Here is a 15460-nt window from a genome sequence, read left to right on the forward strand (position 1 = left end):
CTCCCGGCCATGCCGGGGGGCCGTCCTCTTGTTGTTCGTCCGCCGTACCCCTGACGTGTGTCCCTCGTTGTCCCTGGAGCCGGAACCTTCTCGGCGACACCACGCCGACGAGAGGTACGCAGTGACGCATCAGCCTTCACTCCAGCACCGCCGGACCGCGGCAGCGGCGGCGGGGATTCTCGCGCTGGCCGCCCTGGGGCTCACCGCCCCCGCGCACGCCGCGTCCTACGGGACGCCGACGATCGCCCTGTCGGCGACGTACCTGTCCGGCGCGGTGGGTGCGACGGGCGACCCGGTCGTCAACGTCACCGTCGCGCAGAGCGGTGCCGACGTCACGGCTCTCACGATCGCCGCCTCCGCCAGCTCCAAGACCTCGGTGGCCGCGGCCTCCGACGTGACCGTGACCGGCACCGGGGCGACCCGCCCGCTCGCGGTCACCGCCCACGCCCGCGGCTACACCGACCTCACCATCAAGGTCACCGGCCTCGGAGGCAAGACCGCCACCAAGACGCTGCACTACGCGGCGTCGGCCGCCGTGCAGAACGCCGCCGACACCCGCTACCTCACCGGCTCCTCGGACGCCTCGGCCGCCGTCGACGTCGGTGGCGGCTACGCCGTCGTCGCGGACGACGAGTCGAACGTCCTGCGCCTCTACAACCTCGCGGTGTCCGGCGCGCCCGTGAAGACCTGGGACGTCGCGTCCAAGCTCGGGGTGTCGAAGGAGATCGACATCGAGGGCGCCGCCCGGGTCGGGAACACCATCTACTGGACCGGCTCGCTCGGCAACAACAAGGACGGCGAGTACAAGGCCGACCGCAACACCGTCTTCACCACGACCGTCTCCGGCTCCGGCGCCTCCACCGCGCTCACCGTCGGCACCTCGTACAAGAAGCTCCGGGACGACCTCGTCGCCTGGGACGGGACGAACGGCGACCGGTACGGCTTCGCGGCCGGTACCGAGGACGGCGAAGTGCCCAAGCAGATCGACGGGTTCAACGTGGAGGGCCTGGAGTTCGCCCCCGGCTCCACCACCACCGCGTACATCGGCTTCCGTGCGCCCCTCGTCCCGCCGAAGTCGGGCGGCAAGGGCCTGATCGTGCCGGTGACCAACTTCGACAAGGTCGTCGGCAGCGGCGCCAAGGCGGTCTTCGGCACCCCGATCGAGCTGGACCTCGGCGGCCTCGCGATCCGCGACATCCGCAAGAACGCCTCCAACCAGTACCTCATCGTCGCCGGCTCCTGGGAGGCGGACGACAACTCCGACCCGTACGCCCTCTACAGCTGGGACGGCGTCGCCGGCCACGCCCCGGTCAAGCGCACCGACCTGCCCACCACCGACCCGGGCGGCTGGGAGGCCGTCGTCTCGGTGCCGGACCTGACGGTCGCGGGCACCCGCGCGCAGCTGATCACCGACGCCGGTGCGGCCGACCTCTACGGGGACGGTACGGAGGCGAAGGACCTGGACAACGCCGAGTTCAAGAAGTCCCGGGCGACCTGGTTCACGGTCGGCGGCTGACCGGCGTCGGGCCGGGGGCACGGCCGACGGGCCCAACCGCCCGATGACCGGCCCCGGACGAACGGCCCCCGGGCGCATGGACCCTGGCGGGTCGGGGGCCGTTCATCCGGGGATCATCCGCCCGCCCGGTTGTCTCCGCGCGGGGCGGGCATCCTTACGCCCGGCGTGCCGCAGGGGCACCCGCGAGGACGAGGGCGGGCGAATGACACCGATCAGCCGTAGGGGCTTCGTGGGACTCGGTGCCTCCGTGGCGGCCGGGCTGACGCTGGGCGCGGGAACGCGCCCGGCCGAGGCCACGGGCGCGGCCGGTACCACCGCGACGGGCACCATCGAGGACGTGCGCCACGTGGTGATCCTGATGCAGGAGAACCGCAGTTTCGACCACTACTTCGGACGGCTGAAGGGGGTGCGGGGCTTCGACGACCGCAGCACGCTCACCCTGGCCGGCAACCGTCCGGTCTTCGACCAGCCCAACGGCACGGGCCGCCAGTTCCCCTGGAAGCTGAGCGCGACCCCGGCCGCAGGAGGCCAGGACGGCGAGACCCTCGCCCAGTGCAACGGCGACCTGCCGCACTCCTGGGCCTCGCAGCACTCCGCGTGGAACAAGGGCCGCCTGGACAACTGGGTGGCGGGCGTCGGCAGCGTCCGTTCCCTCGGCTACCTCGACCGCTCGGACCTCCCCTTCCACTACGCGCTCGCCGACGCCTACACGGTCTGCGACGCCTATTTCTGCTCCACTCTCAGCGCCACCGGTCCGAACCGCACCTACCTGTGGAGCGGCAAGGTCGATGCCGCCAGCTACGACGGCGGCGACGAGTCGGGCCTGACGTGGCAGAACTACGCCCAGGCACTCCAGGCGGCCGGAGTGAGCTGGAAGGTCTACCAGAACGCCCAGGACAACTACGGGGACAACGGCTGTGCCTACTTCAAGGCGTTCGCGGGCGCCAAGGCCGGTGATCCGCTGTACGACCGGGGCATGTCCTCCGTCCCGAAGGTGACGGGCTCCACCCCGGACGACATAGCCGCCGCCATCAAGGCGGACGTCCTCGCCGGAACCCTGCCGCAGGTCTCCTGGGTCGTCCCGAACCAGGCGTTCTCCGAACACCCCTACGCCCCGCCCGGCGACGGTGCCCACTTCGTCGACCTCGTCTACCGGGCGCTCGCCGCTGACCCGGACGTCTTCGACTCCACCGTCCTGTTCCTCAACTACGACGAGAACGACGGCTTCTTCGACCACGTACCGCCGCCCGCACCGCCCGCCGGGACCCCGGGCGAGTTCCTGAACGGCGTGCCGTACGGCTTCGGCTTCCGCGTACCGATGACCGTCGTCTCTCCCTGGACCCGCGGCGGCTGGGTCTCCTCGGAGGTCTTCGAGCACACCTCGGTGCTGCGTTTCCTGGAGACCTGGACGACCGCCCTCGGCACGCCTGCCGCCTGCCCCCACATCAGTGAGTGGCGGCGCAGGGTGAGCGGGGACCTGACCGGCGTCTTCGACTTCGCCCACCCGGTCAAGGGCACGGTGGCGCTGCCCGCGACCAGCGTGATCGGACTCTCGACGTGCGGCCCGCTGCCCAATCCCGTACCGACGGACAACGCCCTGCCCGCGCAGGAGCCCGGCACCCGCCCCTCCCGGGCCCTGCCCTACCAGCCGAACGGGTACCTGGACCGGCTGGAGTTCGGCGCTTCCGGAAAGATCCTCGCCTGGTTCACCATGGCCAACCAGGGCGCGCCGGCGACCCGGGCGGCCCACTTCTCCATCCACCCCAACGCCTACCGCGACACGACCCCGTGGCAGTACACGGTGGACGCCCAAGGCACCGCCTCGGACTTCTTCAACATCGGTTCCGGATACGGCAGCGGCGCGTACGACCTCACCATGACCGGCCCCAACCGCTTCCTGCGCCGCTTCCGGGGCGACGCCACCAAGGCGGGCAAGACGGCGGAGGTCCGCACCCGGTACGCCACGGAGGCCGGCACGGGCAAGCTCGCGATCTGGTTCGCAATGGTCAACTCGGGCTCCATGGGGGTGAAGTTCACCATCACGTCCACCCACTACCGCGCCGACGGCCCGTGGACCTACACCGTGCCCGCCGGTTCCTCCACGGAGGATTTCTTCAACGCGGTCGCCCTCACGAACGGCTGGTACGACTTCACCGTCACGGTCGACTCCGACGCCTCCTGGTCGCGCAGGTTCACCGGACGTCTGGAGACCGGCCGGGCGGGGGTCAGCGGCTGACACCGGCCGACCTGCCGGGAGCGGCGCTGTCGCCCGGTGACGGGCGGGGCCCTCTGGCAGAGTGACGGCCATGGCCTCTTCTTGGTACACGCTCGTCGTGGACGCCCACGACATGTCGTCGCTCTCCCGTTTCTGGTGCGGGGTGCTGGACTGGAAGGTCGTCTACGAGGACGGGGACGAGGTGACCATCGGGGCGAACGCGCAAGCCCTGCCGGGGCTTTGCTTCGTCCCGGTACCCGAACGCAAGACGGTCAAGAACCGTCTGCACATCGACCTCAGCCCCGACGACCAGGCCGCCGAGGTCGAACGGATCCTCGCACTCGGCGCCACCCGGGTGGACGTCGGGCAGGGCGGCGACGTCAGCTGGGTGGTGCTGGCGGATCCGGAGGGCAACGAGTTCTGCGTGCTGCGGCCGAAGAGGACGCTGCGGGACTGAGGGGTTCCTCGGACGGTGCGGTGGCCGTCCACCCGGATCGGGCGGACGCCGCCGATGTGCCGACCTCCGCGGCGTTCCCGGGGTGTGGTGGAGCGGATCCACCTGGCATCCGCGGTTGCCGGACGCGGGTGTCCGGTCCCGGGACCCGCCGGGCGGGAGGCGCCCGGCGGGTGGAGGGTCAGGGGGCGGAGTCCCCCTCCCGCCCGGGGCCGGCCTCGGGCTGCGGACCCGGCGGCGGACCGGCCTGCGGACCCGGCGGCGGACCGGCCTGCGGACCCGGCTGCGGACCGGGGTAGCCGTACGGGGGAGGCGGCGGCTGGTAGCCGTACGGCGGCGGCCCGTAGGCGGGCGGCATCGGCAGGCCCGCCGCGTTGGCCAGGTCCTGCGCCAGGTTCTCGGTACGGATGCGGCGGTCGACGTAGAGCATCCCCAGCAGCAGCGGCGGGAAGGTGCCCACGACGACCTGGCCGATCAGCTGGCCGGCCACCATGATCGCGGAGGCGCTGCCCACCGCGACCAGGATGCTGGTGAGGTTCGGGTCGTCGCCGAGGTCCTGGGTGGTCACCGCGGAGGAGAACGTACCGGCGATGGAGAACGGCATCTGAATGAGGTACGAGGCCACACCGGCCATCACGTAGCCCAGCAGCGATATGCCGAATATCCGCCACCAACTGCCGCGCACGAGCGCGGACGAGCGGCGCATCGCGCCGATCGGCCCCTGCCCCTCCAGCACCACCGCCGTCGGCGCCAGCGAGAACTTCACCCAGAGCCAGATGGCGAGCGGCCCGGCCGGGAGCAGCAGCAGGACGGCGAGCCCCAGCCACACGGCGGCGCCGTGCGGGTTCCCGTCGGACAGGACGATCCCGATCAGGGACGCTTCGGCGACTATGACCAGGGCGACGGGAATCACCGCGATCAGCCCGGTCAGGAGCGTGGTGCCCACCATGGCCCGCAGCCTGGGCAGAGCGGTCTGCCGGACCGAGCGGAAGGTCACCGGGCGGCCCAGCACGGCCCCCTGGAGCACCGTGGGCACCGCTGCCTGCACCAGGGCGACGGCCACGAAGGCCACGACCGCCCCGATCAGCGCCACGACCCCGAAAGCCACCAGGATCGGGGTGATGTCGTCCCACGGGACGTCCGTGTCGTCGGCGGACGCCCTGATGCCGTCGACGTGGTCGCGGACGGCGGAGAACGCGATGAGGAGCGCCGCCGCGAACGCGACCGCGGCCGTTCCGTAGACCGCGGCGGCGAAGCCGAACAGCGGTTTCCAGTAGCGGCCCATCGCGGAGAAGGTGCCGTTCAGGATGTCCGAAAGCCGCAGGGGCGCCAGCGGTATCACCCCGGGCTCCGGTGGCGGCGGCGGTCGCCAGCCGCCCCACCCCTGGTGAGCTCCCCCGCCGTACGGCGCGCCCCCCGGCGCTCCGCCGCCCCACCCCGCGTCCTGCGTCACTGTTTCTCCATTGAGTTGTTCGTATGGTCCGACCGGTAAGGCCGATGCGGCACACCGTAGCGCCCGGACCTGCGACCGGTCTGCGCACGGGGGCGTAAAAGCCGGACGCGACCAGCCGGTTCCTGAGACCGGTTGGCCCGGGCGGGACCCGGGCGGTTAGGTTTTGGTCATGACCGACACGACTTCCCAGGGCTCGTCCCGTACCACCGGCGCCGTCGCCGCCGGCCTCGCCACCATCGACGGGAACGGCACCGTCCTCGACACGTGGTTCCCCGCCCCGGAGCTCACCGCCGAGCCCGGCCCGGCCGGCTCCCGGCGACTCACCGCGGACGAGGCCGTGAACCTCCTCGGCGAAGGTGCCGCGAAGGCCGTCGGCGTGGACGCCCGCCGCGGAGTCGAGGTCGTCGCCGTCGCCACGGTCATCGCCTCGCTGGACGACAAGCCGCTGGACGCGCACGACGCCTACCTCCGCCTGCACCTGCTCTCGCACCGGCTCGTCCAGCCGCACGGCCAGAACCTGGACGGCGTCTTCGGCCTCCTCGCCAACGTCGCCTGGACCTCGCTCGGTCCGGTCGCGGTGGACGACCTGGAGAAGGTCCGGCTGAACGCCCGCGCCGAGGGCCTGCACCTCCAGGTCACCTCGGTCGACAAGTTCCCGAGGATGACGGACTACGTCGCGCCCAAGGGTGTCCGTATCGCCGACGCGGACCGGGTCCGCCTCGGCGCGCACCTGGCGTCCGGCACGACCGTCATGCACGAGGGCTTCGTCAACTTCAACGCCGGCACGCTCGGCACGTCGATGGTCGAGGGCCGCATCTCCGCGGGCGTCGTCGTCGGCGACGGCTCGGACATCGGCGGCGGCGCCTCCACCATGGGCACCCTCTCCGGTGGCGGCAAGGAGCGCATCGTGATCGGCGAGCGCTGCCTCATCGGCGCGGAGGCGGGCATCGGCATCGCGCTCGGCGACGAGTGCGTGGTCGAAGCCGGTCTGTACGTCACCGCCGGCACCCGGGTCACCATGCCGGACGGCCAGGTGGTCAAGGCCCGCGACCTCTCGGGCGCCTCGAACATCCTCTTCCGCCGCAACTCCGTCACGGGCGCCGTCGAGGCGCGCCCGAACAACGCGGTCTGGGGCGGACTGAACGACATCCTGCACGCGCACAACTGAGCGCAGGAAGAACGGCCCCCGCACCCCGGGGGCCGTTTCCGCGTCCGGGCCGACGCGACAAGGGGGAGCGGAGCGCGGAGAGTGGAGGGGGAACCTGCCCGACCGCTCGAAAGGGGAACCACCGTGCGGGCTCTCACCTATCACGGAAAGCGGGACGTCAGGGTCGAAACCGTCCCCGACCCTCCGATCGAGAAGCCGGACGACGTGATCGTGCGCATCACCTCGACGGGCATCTGCGGCTCCGACCTCCATCTCTACGAGGTCCTCGGCCCTTACATCGACCCGGGCGACATCCTCGGTCACGAACCGATGGGGATCGTGGAGGAGACCGGCCCCGAGGTCACCTCGGTGGCGAAGGGCGACCGGGTCGTCATCCCCTTCAACATCTGCTGCGGCCACTGCTTCATGTGCCGGCAGGGCCTCCACTCCCAGTGCGAGACGACCCAGGTGCGCTCCCGGGGCATGGGCGCCGCACTCTTCGGATACACCAAGCTGTACGGACAAGTTCCCGGCGGGCAGGCGCAGTTCCTGCGGGTCCCGTTCGGGAACAGCCTGCCGGTCAAGGTACCGGCCGGGCCGCCGGACGACCGGTTCGTCTACCTCTCCGACGTGCTGCCCACCGCCTGGCAGGCGGTCGAGTACGCGGCGATCCCGCCCGGTGGCACGGTCACCGTCCTCGGCCTCGGCCCGATCGGCGCCATGGCGGCACGCATCGCACGCCACCGGGGAGCCGGGCTCGTCGTCGGTGTGGACCTGGTGCCCGAGCGCCTGGCCCGCGCGAGCGCGTACGGCGCCACCTGCCTGGACCTGCGGCGTTACGACCGCGGCCCCGGCGACGCGATCCGGGAACTCACCCAGGGGCGCGGCACGGACTCCGTCATCGACGCCGTCGGCATGGAGGCGCACGGCGCTCCTACGGCCAAGGCGGCCCACTGGGCGGTCGGGCTGCTGCCGGACGCCGTGGCCGAGCGCCTCATGGAGACGGCGGGCATCGACCGGCTCTCCGCGGTCTACGCCGCCGTCGACGTGGTGCGCCGGGGCGGCACGATCTCGCTCTCCGGCGTCTACGGAGGCGCCGTCGACCCGCTGCCTCTGCTGAAGATGTTCGACAAGCAGATCCAGCTCCGGATGGGCCAGGCCAACGTGTGGCGCTGGGTCGACGACATCCTCCCGCTGCTCACCGACGCGGACCCGCTCGGCGTCGACAGCTTCGCGACCCACCATCTGCCACTGGAACAGGGACCCCGGGCGTACGCCGCCTTCCAGCAGAAGGCGGACGGCATGATCAAGACGCTGCTGAACCCCTGACAGGAGCGCGCCGCACCCGGTGGCCGGATCCGTCCGTCGTCACGCCCGGTGCCGCTGCCGCCACTCGATCATGAGGATGGTGGCGTCGTCCGCCAGTTCGTCGTTCTGGTGCTCCAGGATCGAGTGGATGAGCTGGCGCAGCGCCTCCGGAGCGAGTTCGCCGACCGCGGTGGCCCGGATGATCGAGGTCGTGAACCCGGCGAGGCCGAACTCCGATCCGCCCGCCAGCCGCGCCTCGGTCACCCCGTCCGTGTAGAGGATGATGCGGTCCCCGGGTCTCAGCGCCATTTCCCGGACGGTGCGCGAGTGGTCGCCGAGCGTTCCGGGCGTTCCCATGGGGGGTTCGCCGGGGTGTTCGAGGGCGCTCTCCAGGACCTGGTCGTCACGGATGAGCAGCGGCGGCGGGTGCCCGCAGTTGACCCAGCTCAGGATGCCGCTGGCCAGGTCGAGCTGCATGACGACTCCGGTGCAGAACTGGTCCGGCAGCCACTCGGCGAGCGCCTCGTCGACGGTCTTCGTCATCTCGCCCAGTCCGGAACCCTGGCGCCGGGCGCTGCGGAGGCCGGCCATCGCGATGGCGGTGGTCAGCCCGGACGCGAGGTTGTGACCCATCGAGTCCAGGATCACGGCGTGCAGCGTCGACTCCGTCAGCGCGTGGTCGAAGGCGTCCCCGCCCAGCTCGTAGGCAGGTTCGAGGACCGCGGTGGAGACCGCCCGGTCGTCGCCGACCGTGCGGGGAGGCAACAGGGCCCGCAGCATCTCCGCCGGCAGGGTCATCGTCCCGGTGCGCGCCTGCTGCACCAGCCGGTCGCTGAACGCACGCTTGGAGATGATGGCCATCGCGAGGACGGAGGCCAGCGACTCGCACCGTTCCAGCAGGAGACCGTCGAGCGTCTCCAGATGGAAGCCGACCACTCCCAGGCGCTCCTCGCCGTCGACGAGCGGGAGCCAGACGATCAGCGTGCGGGCGTCGGTGTTCTGCACGCGCAGGGACATGGCGCGGTAGGCCCAGCCCGCCAGGGACCCGTCCACCGGCAGCCGGTGCTCGCCGGACAGCAGGGTCAGCTGGCGTTGCTGCAGGTCCACGAGGTAGACGTCGACGTGGCCGAGACCCAGGCGCGCGGCGTGCCGGTTGGCCAGGACGGAGAGATTGGTCGGAGCCGTCTCGTGCACGTCCGCCAGGAACCTGTGCAGGACGTGCTCGCCGTCTTCACCCGACGGGTCGTTCATCGGCGCGGCTTCCGGGGCGCGGGCCCCGTCCCGGGCCGGGTGGCCGGTCGGTCTGCTGTACCGGGGGGCATGGCGGACTCCAGGGGCCGGGGGTCGCACCGGCACGCGCCGTCACCGGGGTACCGACCGGACCGGAGCGCGCGGTCGTCCGTCCAGACAATCCGGGGCGGCCGGGTGACGCCACCCCTCGCCGCCGTTCGGCGGAGAGGCTGTCCGCCTCGCCTCGCCCCGGCCCTGCGCGGACAGGCGACTGCCCCGGGGCCGGAGCCCCGGGGCAGTCTCAGGCGTTCAGCCGGTACGTGACCGTCAGCGGAAGGAGTTGATGTACCCGGCCGCCGGGGTACCGACGCCCGTCACGTCGTCGTACCCCTTGACCGCCGTGAGGGAGGCGTCCTTGCCGAGGGTCCGCAGCGAGGTCAGCAGACCGTCCGTCGCGTCGACGCTGTTGGCGAAGTCCACCCGGGCCACCGCGAGGTCACGGCCCGCACCCAGCGGGTGGTCGGTGACGTCGTGGTACGCCTTCGAGGAGTAGCGGGCGTAGATCCCGGGGTTGGCGAAGCCGATCGGCCGGCCGTGCTGGGCCTGCTGCGCGAGGGCCTGGACGCCGGCGATGACCGGGGCCGCCAGGGACGTGCCGCCGATGCGGTACTCGTCGTAGCCGAGCGAGCCGTCGGGCAGCGTCTGGGTCTGCCCGACCAGGAAACCGGTGTTCGGGTCGGCGACCGCCGCGATGTCCGGCTCGGTACGCATCCGGGTCTTGCCGTTCGCCTTGGCGAGCGAGTCCGGCACGACACCACGCTGGTAGGACGGCTGCTTCACGGTCGAGCTGGTGCCGCCGCCGGCGCCGGAGGTGTAGGCGCCGGGGAAGTCGGTCCAGCTCCTCCCGTCGTCGGAGAGGTTGGCCTTCACCGTGCCCCAGCCGGTCTCCCACTGGTACGCGTCACCCTTGCCGACGGCCAGCGAGGTGCCGCCGACCGATGTCACCCACGCGGAGTTGGACGGGACGTCGACCTGCTTGGTGCCGGTGGACGCGACGTTGTCGCCCGCGTCGCCGGAGGAGAAGTAGAAGCCGATGCCCTCGACCGCGCCCAGCTTGAACACCTGGTCGTACGCGGCCGCGACGTCCGGGGTCTCGTTGGCCTCGACGTCGCCCCAGGAGTTGGAGACGATGTCGGCGAGCCGGTGGTCGACGACCTTGTTGAGGGAGTCCAGCAGGTCGGCGTCGTAGCAGGAGGCGCCGCCCACGTACACGATGTCCGCGGCGGGCGCGAGAGCGTGCACGGCCTCGACGTCGAGGGTCTCCTCGCCGTACCAGCCGGACGCCCCGCACTCCTCGGTCGCCGTGTAGTCGGCCGGCAGCACCTGGCGGAGCTGGCCCTTCTTGTACGGGGCGTCGCCGTTGCGCTTGGCGTACTCGGCTGCGTCCTTCGCGATGGTCGGCGAGGCGTACGCGTCGGTGATCGCGACGGTCACGCCCTTGCCGGTCCAGCTGCCCGCACCGTACGCGGAGCGGAGCTGCTTGCCGGTGTAGCCCTTGACCGCGTAGGGCACCTTGGAGCCGTACGCGCCGGGCAGCGAGGAGGCGGTGTTCGACCCGTAATAGGTGGAGAAGGGGCCCGCGTTGCGGAACACCGCGTCCGGCGGCGGGAGTACCTCGTCCTGGCTCGACTTGTGCGGCGCGTTGTCCAGACCGGACACCGCGAGCACGGCTCCGCCCAGCCCGGCCGGCACGGAGGCCTCCGCGGAAGGGGCGCGGTAAGTGCGGCTGCCCTTGCGGTAATTGTGCAACTGGGTGGAGAACGTCTTCTCGGCCGCGGCGACGTCACCGGTGGCGGAGACGTAGTGCTGGTTCGCGCCGGTGACGGTCAGGCCGTTCGAGGTCAGCCACCGGCCGACCTCGTCGATCTGCTGCTGGGTCGCTCCGAACCGGGCCTGTGCCTGGTCGGCGCTCAGGTACTTCCCGTACGAGGAGGACAGAGGGTCGGACACGGCGGCGGCATACGCGGCGAGCCCCGCCGCGTCCCGTCCGGCGAGGTGCACCCGGACGCTCACCTTGCCGCTGTCGGCAGTGGCGCCCTGGTCCGCCTGGGTGGTCGCCCAGGCGGGCTTGGTGCCCTGCAACGCGTCGCGCCCGCCCGGAGCGGAGTCCGCACTGGCGGACGGTATGCCGAGGGCGAGTGCGCCGGCGAGCAGTGGCAGTGTCGCCGCCATGCTCAGCCCGGCACGTTTTCCGGCGCGGCTGATTCTCATGTAACCCCCTGCGATATGGGTGTTTCGCGTGCGGAGCATGTGCTGGGTGATATGCACATGTGATCCGCCACTCTTGCGAGGAACCCTTCATGTATGGGGCATGCATTTGCCAAGAAACCGTCAAGGGGTCATATCCGGACGGGGGTTACGGCCGGAAGGGGCGGGAATGCGCGGGCGGGTCCGGATGCCCGCATCCGTCCGGTCACCCGGCGAGAAGTTCCCCGTGGGCCCTGCGCAGCTCCTCGGCCGCCTCGCGGCCCGCGGGGCGCAGCGGTTCGCGGACGGGGCCGAGGTCCAGCAGCGCCTTGGCGGTGACCGTACCGGGCAGCCCGGACGCCATCATCAGCTCGGTCAGCCGGGTGTTGCGGGCGTTGAGGCGTGCGGCCTCGTCGGTACGGCCCGCGTCGAAGGCGTCGAGCGGCGCCCGCACCTGGCGGGGCGCGACGTTGGCCACCGTGCTCACGTACCCCGCGCCGCCGACCGCGTAGAGGGGCAGGTTGAGCTCCTCGCAGCCGGAGTAGTAGGCGAGCCCCGTGCGCGACAGCACCCCGGTCGTGCCGAGCATGTCGTAGGCGCAGTCCTTCACCGCCACGACGCGGGGGTGCTCCGCGAGCCTCAGCAGGGTCTCCGGCTCGATCCGGGTGCCCGTGCGGCCGGGGATGTCGTACAGCATCAGCGGCAGCCCGGACGCCTCCGCGACGCGAAGGAAGTGCGCCTGGACGGCCTCCTGCGGCGGCCTGCTGTAGTACGGGGTCACCACCAGCAGCCCGTCCGCACCCGCCTTCTCCGCCTCGCGCGCCAGCTCCACCGTGTGCCGGGTGTCCGCGCTGCCCACGCCCGCCAGGACCGGCACCCCGTCACCCACCGCCTCCCGCACCACGCGTACCAGCGCCGTCTTCTCGGCGTCCGTCGTGGTCGGGGACTCCCCGGTGGTGCCGCTGAGGACGAGGCCGTCGCAGCCGTCGCGCACCAGGGCGGCGGCGTGGGCGGCCGCGGCGTCCGGATCGAGCGCCCCGGAAGCGGTGAAGGGGGTGACCATCGCGCAGAGCGCGCGGCCGAAGGGGCGGGGGCGAGGGCGGTCGGTCGTCATGTGAGGCAGTGTCGACGGGCCCACGCGGCCGGGTCCAGCAAGTTCTGCTTGCCCCGAGGATGTAGCGGAGCTGAACGGTGGCGGACACGGCGGACACCGGGCGCGAACCGGAAGGTGCCGTCCGGCCGGCGGCGTCGCCGCGCGTCCGCCGGGTGCCGGGCGAACCGTCCGGGGTCCGGTGGCGTCTCACATGATCCGGAAGGAACGGGCAGAGCGCCAAGGGGAGCGGATGCGCACACGTGCGGACGGACGGATACGGCGGGGGAGCGGGGCCGCGGCGCTGCTCGGGGCGGGAGCGCTGGTCCTGACCGGCTGCGCGGGAGTCTTCGTACCGGCGGGGGAGGGGGAACCCGCAAAGACGCCGGCCGTCACGCGCGCGCCGGCGTCCGCGGGCGGGCCCGTCGCGGCGGAGACCCTGGACCCCTCGGCCTTCCCCTCCGGGGACATCGCGCTGCCCGCTCCCACGCCCACACCTGCCCCTACCGGTGACTGTCCCGCCTCCGGCGCCCGCGTGGACATGGGGCCGGTGGAGACGGCGATGTTCGCGCGGGCCGTCGTACTGACCCTCGTCAACTGCGGTACCGAGCCCTACCAGGTCGACGGCTACCCCTCGGTCCGGGTCCTGGACGAGAACGGTGACCGGCTGCCGGTCCCGGTCAACGCGGGCCGCTCGATGTTCGGCCCCGACCTCGGCCCCGAGTCGGTGGCGCTGAAGCCCGGCGGGACCATGAAGTCCATCCTCGCCTGGGTCTCGACCGAGGAGGGCGGCGACCTGATCGAGAGCGACTCCCTGGAGCTCGCGGCGGCCCCGGACGCCGGATCGCTGAACTTCCCCCTGGTCGGCCACGACCTGCGGCTGATGGACGAGCTGAACACGACCGCCTGGCGCGAGAAGCTGCCGGGCTGACCCGGCGGCCCGGAGCGAGAAGCTGCCGGGCTGACCCGACGGCCCGGAAGACGCCTGGGGCCGAACCCGGCGGCCCGGAGCGAGGAGCTGCCGGGCCGGACGTGACGGCCCGGAAGACGCCGGGCCGGACCCGATGGCCCGGGACCGCGGGCCGTCGGGGCCCGGGCCGCGAGCTCCTCGGACCCGCTCGTCAACCCGCCCCGAGGGGGTCCCCCGTCCGTGGAGCGGCCGGGAAAGGGCACGGCGGAAAGGCCCTAGGCTTGGGCTGCCTGAACCGTGTACGCACCCCGTGCACCCGAGCACGCACCGAGGAGAACCCCCGATGTCCGCAGAGCGCCCCACCCTGCCGCCGGTGCGGCTCCCCGCCGAGGCCGAACTGGCGAGGGACGCCCTGGCCGCGCCCCTGCTGGTGCGGGCCGTGCGGCTCGCCCGCTGGGCCGGGCCCGGTACGCGCGTCGGCGCCGGCGGCGAGCTCGTCGAGGCACAGCTCCCCGGAGCCGCCGAACACCTGGGTCTCCCCGCCGACGAGGACGGGGCCGCCCTCGCCAGCGAGGCCTGGCGCCTGGCCGTCGACACCGGCCTGGTGGACGTCACCGATCCCGCCGAAGGCGACGACCACGCGACGGACGGGACCTTCGGCGACGGCGGGACGGCGGACTCGGCCGAGGGCACGGCCACCCAGGGGGAGAGCCTCGCCCTGCTGACCGGTGGCTCGCCGGCGGACGTCCTCTCCGTCTGGCTCGACGGCCTGGAGGCCGCCTTCGCCGACGCCACCGCCCCGGTCTTCGACGACTTCGCCGATCTGGTCGGGGCGGACGGCTCCGTCGACTTCGGCGCCCTGGACTGGGACCCGGAGGCCGAGGCCGAGTTCCTCGAAGGCGTGCTCGGCAACCTCTACGTGCTCACCCTTTCGGAGGGCGGACCCGGCGACGGCCCCGTACCGCTGCCCGCCCTCGCCGCGTCCATGATCGTCCCGGACGACATGGGCGAGCCCACCGACGACGTCCTGGAGCAGGTGTCGGAGGCGATGATGCGGCTGGACGACCAGTTCCGGGTGCTGGAGCCGATCGGGATCGTGGAGTACCACCCCGTCGACGAGACGCTGATGTTCGAGGAGGGCGAGGCCCCGGCCGCGCCCGAGGGCGACGAGGAGGACGTCAGCCGGTACGGCATGGTCAGGCTGACCCCGCTGGGGCTCTACGGCATCCGGTCCCGGATGCTGGAGGCGGGGGTGGACGCGCCCGCCATCGGCGACCTCGCGGAGAAGGACGCCACGGCCCTCCTGGACGGCATCGCGTACTACCCCGAGGCCGCCGCCCAGGCGGAGATCGGACTGTGGATCGCCGGGCGCGGTGACGGCGACGCCGTCGCGACCGCCGCCGACCTGCTCGCCGCCGCCCGGGGCGACGACGAGGGCGCCCCGCTGCGCCGGCTCCACTGCCAGCAGGCGCTGGCCCTCACCGGGCCCGGGGCCGAGCCCGCTCTGCGCGCGGTGCTGGGCGACCCCGAACTGGGCGGGCTCTCCCGGGTCTGGCTCGCGGAGCACGGCGCGACGGACGTCCCGCCGCCGCCGGAGTCCATGGTCTTCTGGCTGGCCGTGGACACCCTCGCCGCGCAGCTGGACGCCGACGGCGAGATGGCGGAGCTGCAAGGGCTGGTCGAGGGGCTCGTCGGCCGGGACGGCGACTTCTTCGACCAGGTCTGGCGGGTCGACCACCCAGCGACCGCAGAGGTGCTGGACGCCATGGGCCGGCTGCACGGCGACAAGAAGACGGCGAAGGAAGCGCGCAAGGCGGCCTTCAAGGCCCGCTCCCGCGCCGGGTCCTGACGGGGCGCCGGCTGCCGTTCGCCGATGCGCGCGGCAGCCGG

11 protein-coding genes are annotated in these 15460 nt (G+C 72.5%); 7 read left to right on the forward strand and 4 right to left on the reverse strand.

The features are described from left to right. Positions 1 to 121: 121 nt before the first annotated feature. The 3 genes from ACFWEP_RS20380 to ACFWEP_RS20390 all read left to right on the forward strand — a co-directional run bounded on the left by ACFWEP_RS20380 (position 122) and on the right by ACFWEP_RS20390 (position 4188). Positions 122 to 1516, forward strand: coding sequence for a hypothetical protein (locus tag ACFWEP_RS20380; RefSeq protein WP_387371691.1), 1395 nt, complete (start codon positions 122 to 124; stop codon positions 1514 to 1516). A 202-nt stretch (positions 1517 to 1718) separates the two neighbouring features. Then, complete coding sequence (locus ACFWEP_RS20385) at positions 1719 to 3752, forward strand: phosphocholine-specific phospholipase C (RefSeq protein ID WP_387371692.1); 2034 nt, start codon at positions 1719 to 1721, stop codon at positions 3750 to 3752. 70 nt (positions 3753 to 3822) lie between these two features. Next, on the forward strand, positions 3823 to 4188 hold the full coding sequence (locus tag ACFWEP_RS20390) for a VOC family protein (protein ID WP_387371693.1): 366 nt from the start codon (positions 3823 to 3825) through the stop codon (positions 4186 to 4188). Positions 4189 to 4366: 178 nt separating this feature from the next. On the opposite strand, the gene ACFWEP_RS20395 is transcribed toward ACFWEP_RS20390, so the two are convergent. Further along, a complete protein-coding gene (locus ACFWEP_RS20395) occupies positions 4367 to 5527 on the reverse strand; it encodes a hypothetical protein (RefSeq protein WP_387371694.1) in 1161 nt (386 codons plus the stop codon). Positions 5528 to 5807: 280 nt separating this feature from the next. On the opposite strand from ACFWEP_RS20395, the gene dapD reads away from it, so the two are divergent. Beyond that, the gene (gene dapD / locus ACFWEP_RS20400; protein WP_387371695.1) at positions 5808 to 6806 is read left to right on the forward strand and encodes a 2,3,4,5-tetrahydropyridine-2,6-dicarboxylate N-succinyltransferase; all 999 of its coding nucleotides are present in this window, start codon (positions 5808 to 5810) and stop codon (positions 6804 to 6806) included. 123 nt (positions 6807 to 6929) lie between these two features. After that, the gene (locus ACFWEP_RS20405) at positions 6930 to 8114 is read left to right on the forward strand and encodes a zinc-dependent alcohol dehydrogenase (RefSeq protein WP_387371696.1); all 1185 of its coding nucleotides are present in this window, start codon (positions 6930 to 6932) and stop codon (positions 8112 to 8114) included. A gap of 39 nt (positions 8115 to 8153) precedes the next feature. On the opposite strand, the gene ACFWEP_RS20410 is transcribed toward ACFWEP_RS20405, so the two are convergent. From ACFWEP_RS20410 to dapA, 3 genes are all read right to left on the reverse strand, one after another. Then, on the reverse strand, positions 8154 to 9344 hold the full coding sequence (locus ACFWEP_RS20410; protein WP_387371697.1) for a PP2C family protein-serine/threonine phosphatase: 1191 nt from the start codon (positions 9342 to 9344) through the stop codon (positions 8154 to 8156). Positions 9345 to 9650: 306 nt separating this feature from the next. Continuing rightward, positions 9651 to 11594, reverse strand: coding sequence for a protease pro-enzyme activation domain-containing protein (locus ACFWEP_RS20415; protein WP_387371698.1), 1944 nt, complete (start codon positions 11592 to 11594; stop codon positions 9651 to 9653). A 202-nt stretch (positions 11595 to 11796) separates the two neighbouring features. Then, the gene (gene dapA / locus ACFWEP_RS20420; protein WP_387371699.1) at positions 11797 to 12684 is read right to left on the reverse strand and encodes a 4-hydroxy-tetrahydrodipicolinate synthase; all 888 of its coding nucleotides are present in this window, start codon (positions 12682 to 12684) and stop codon (positions 11797 to 11799) included. Positions 12685 to 12913: 229 nt separating this feature from the next. On the opposite strand from dapA, the gene ACFWEP_RS20425 reads away from it, so the two are divergent. Both ACFWEP_RS20425 and ACFWEP_RS20430 read left to right on the forward strand, forming a co-directional pair. Then, complete coding sequence (locus ACFWEP_RS20425; RefSeq protein ID WP_387371700.1) at positions 12914 to 13591, forward strand: DUF4232 domain-containing protein; 678 nt, start codon at positions 12914 to 12916, stop codon at positions 13589 to 13591. A 322-nt stretch (positions 13592 to 13913) separates the two neighbouring features. Continuing rightward, entirely contained in the window at positions 13914 to 15419 is a 1506-nt protein-coding gene (locus ACFWEP_RS20430) for a hypothetical protein (protein WP_387371701.1), read from the forward strand. Positions 15420 to 15460 lie beyond the last annotated feature (41 nt).

Origin of the sequence: Streptomyces sp. NPDC060198 (assembly GCF_042728415.1) — a bacterium.
Taxonomy (GTDB): domain Bacteria; phylum Actinomycetota; class Actinomycetes; order Streptomycetales; family Streptomycetaceae; genus Streptomyces.

Excerpts from the sequence above, each read along its gene's own strand:
- ACFWEP_RS20415 (WP_387371698.1), bottom strand. The coding sequence starts at position 11,594 with ATGAGAATCAGCCGCGCCGGAAAACGTGCCGGGCTGAGCATGGCGGCG.
- dapD (WP_387371695.1), top strand. The coding sequence starts at position 5,808 with ATGACCGACACGACTTCCCAGGGCTCGTCCCGTACCACCGGCGCCGTC.
- ACFWEP_RS20425 (WP_387371700.1), top strand. The coding sequence starts at position 12,914 with ATGCGCACACGTGCGGACGGACGGATACGGCGGGGGAGCGGGGCCGCG.
- ACFWEP_RS20410 (WP_387371697.1), bottom strand. The coding sequence starts at position 9,344 with ATGAACGACCCGTCGGGTGAAGACGGCGAGCACGTCCTGCACAGGTTC.
- dapA (WP_387371699.1), bottom strand. The coding sequence starts at position 12,684 with ATGACGACCGACCGCCCTCGCCCCCGCCCCTTCGGCCGCGCGCTCTGC.
- ACFWEP_RS20390 (WP_387371693.1), top strand. The coding sequence starts at position 3,823 with ATGGCCTCTTCTTGGTACACGCTCGTCGTGGACGCCCACGACATGTCG.
- ACFWEP_RS20430 (WP_387371701.1), top strand. The coding sequence starts at position 13,914 with ATGTCCGCAGAGCGCCCCACCCTGCCGCCGGTGCGGCTCCCCGCCGAG.
- ACFWEP_RS20385 (WP_387371692.1), top strand. The coding sequence starts at position 1,719 with ATGACACCGATCAGCCGTAGGGGCTTCGTGGGACTCGGTGCCTCCGTG.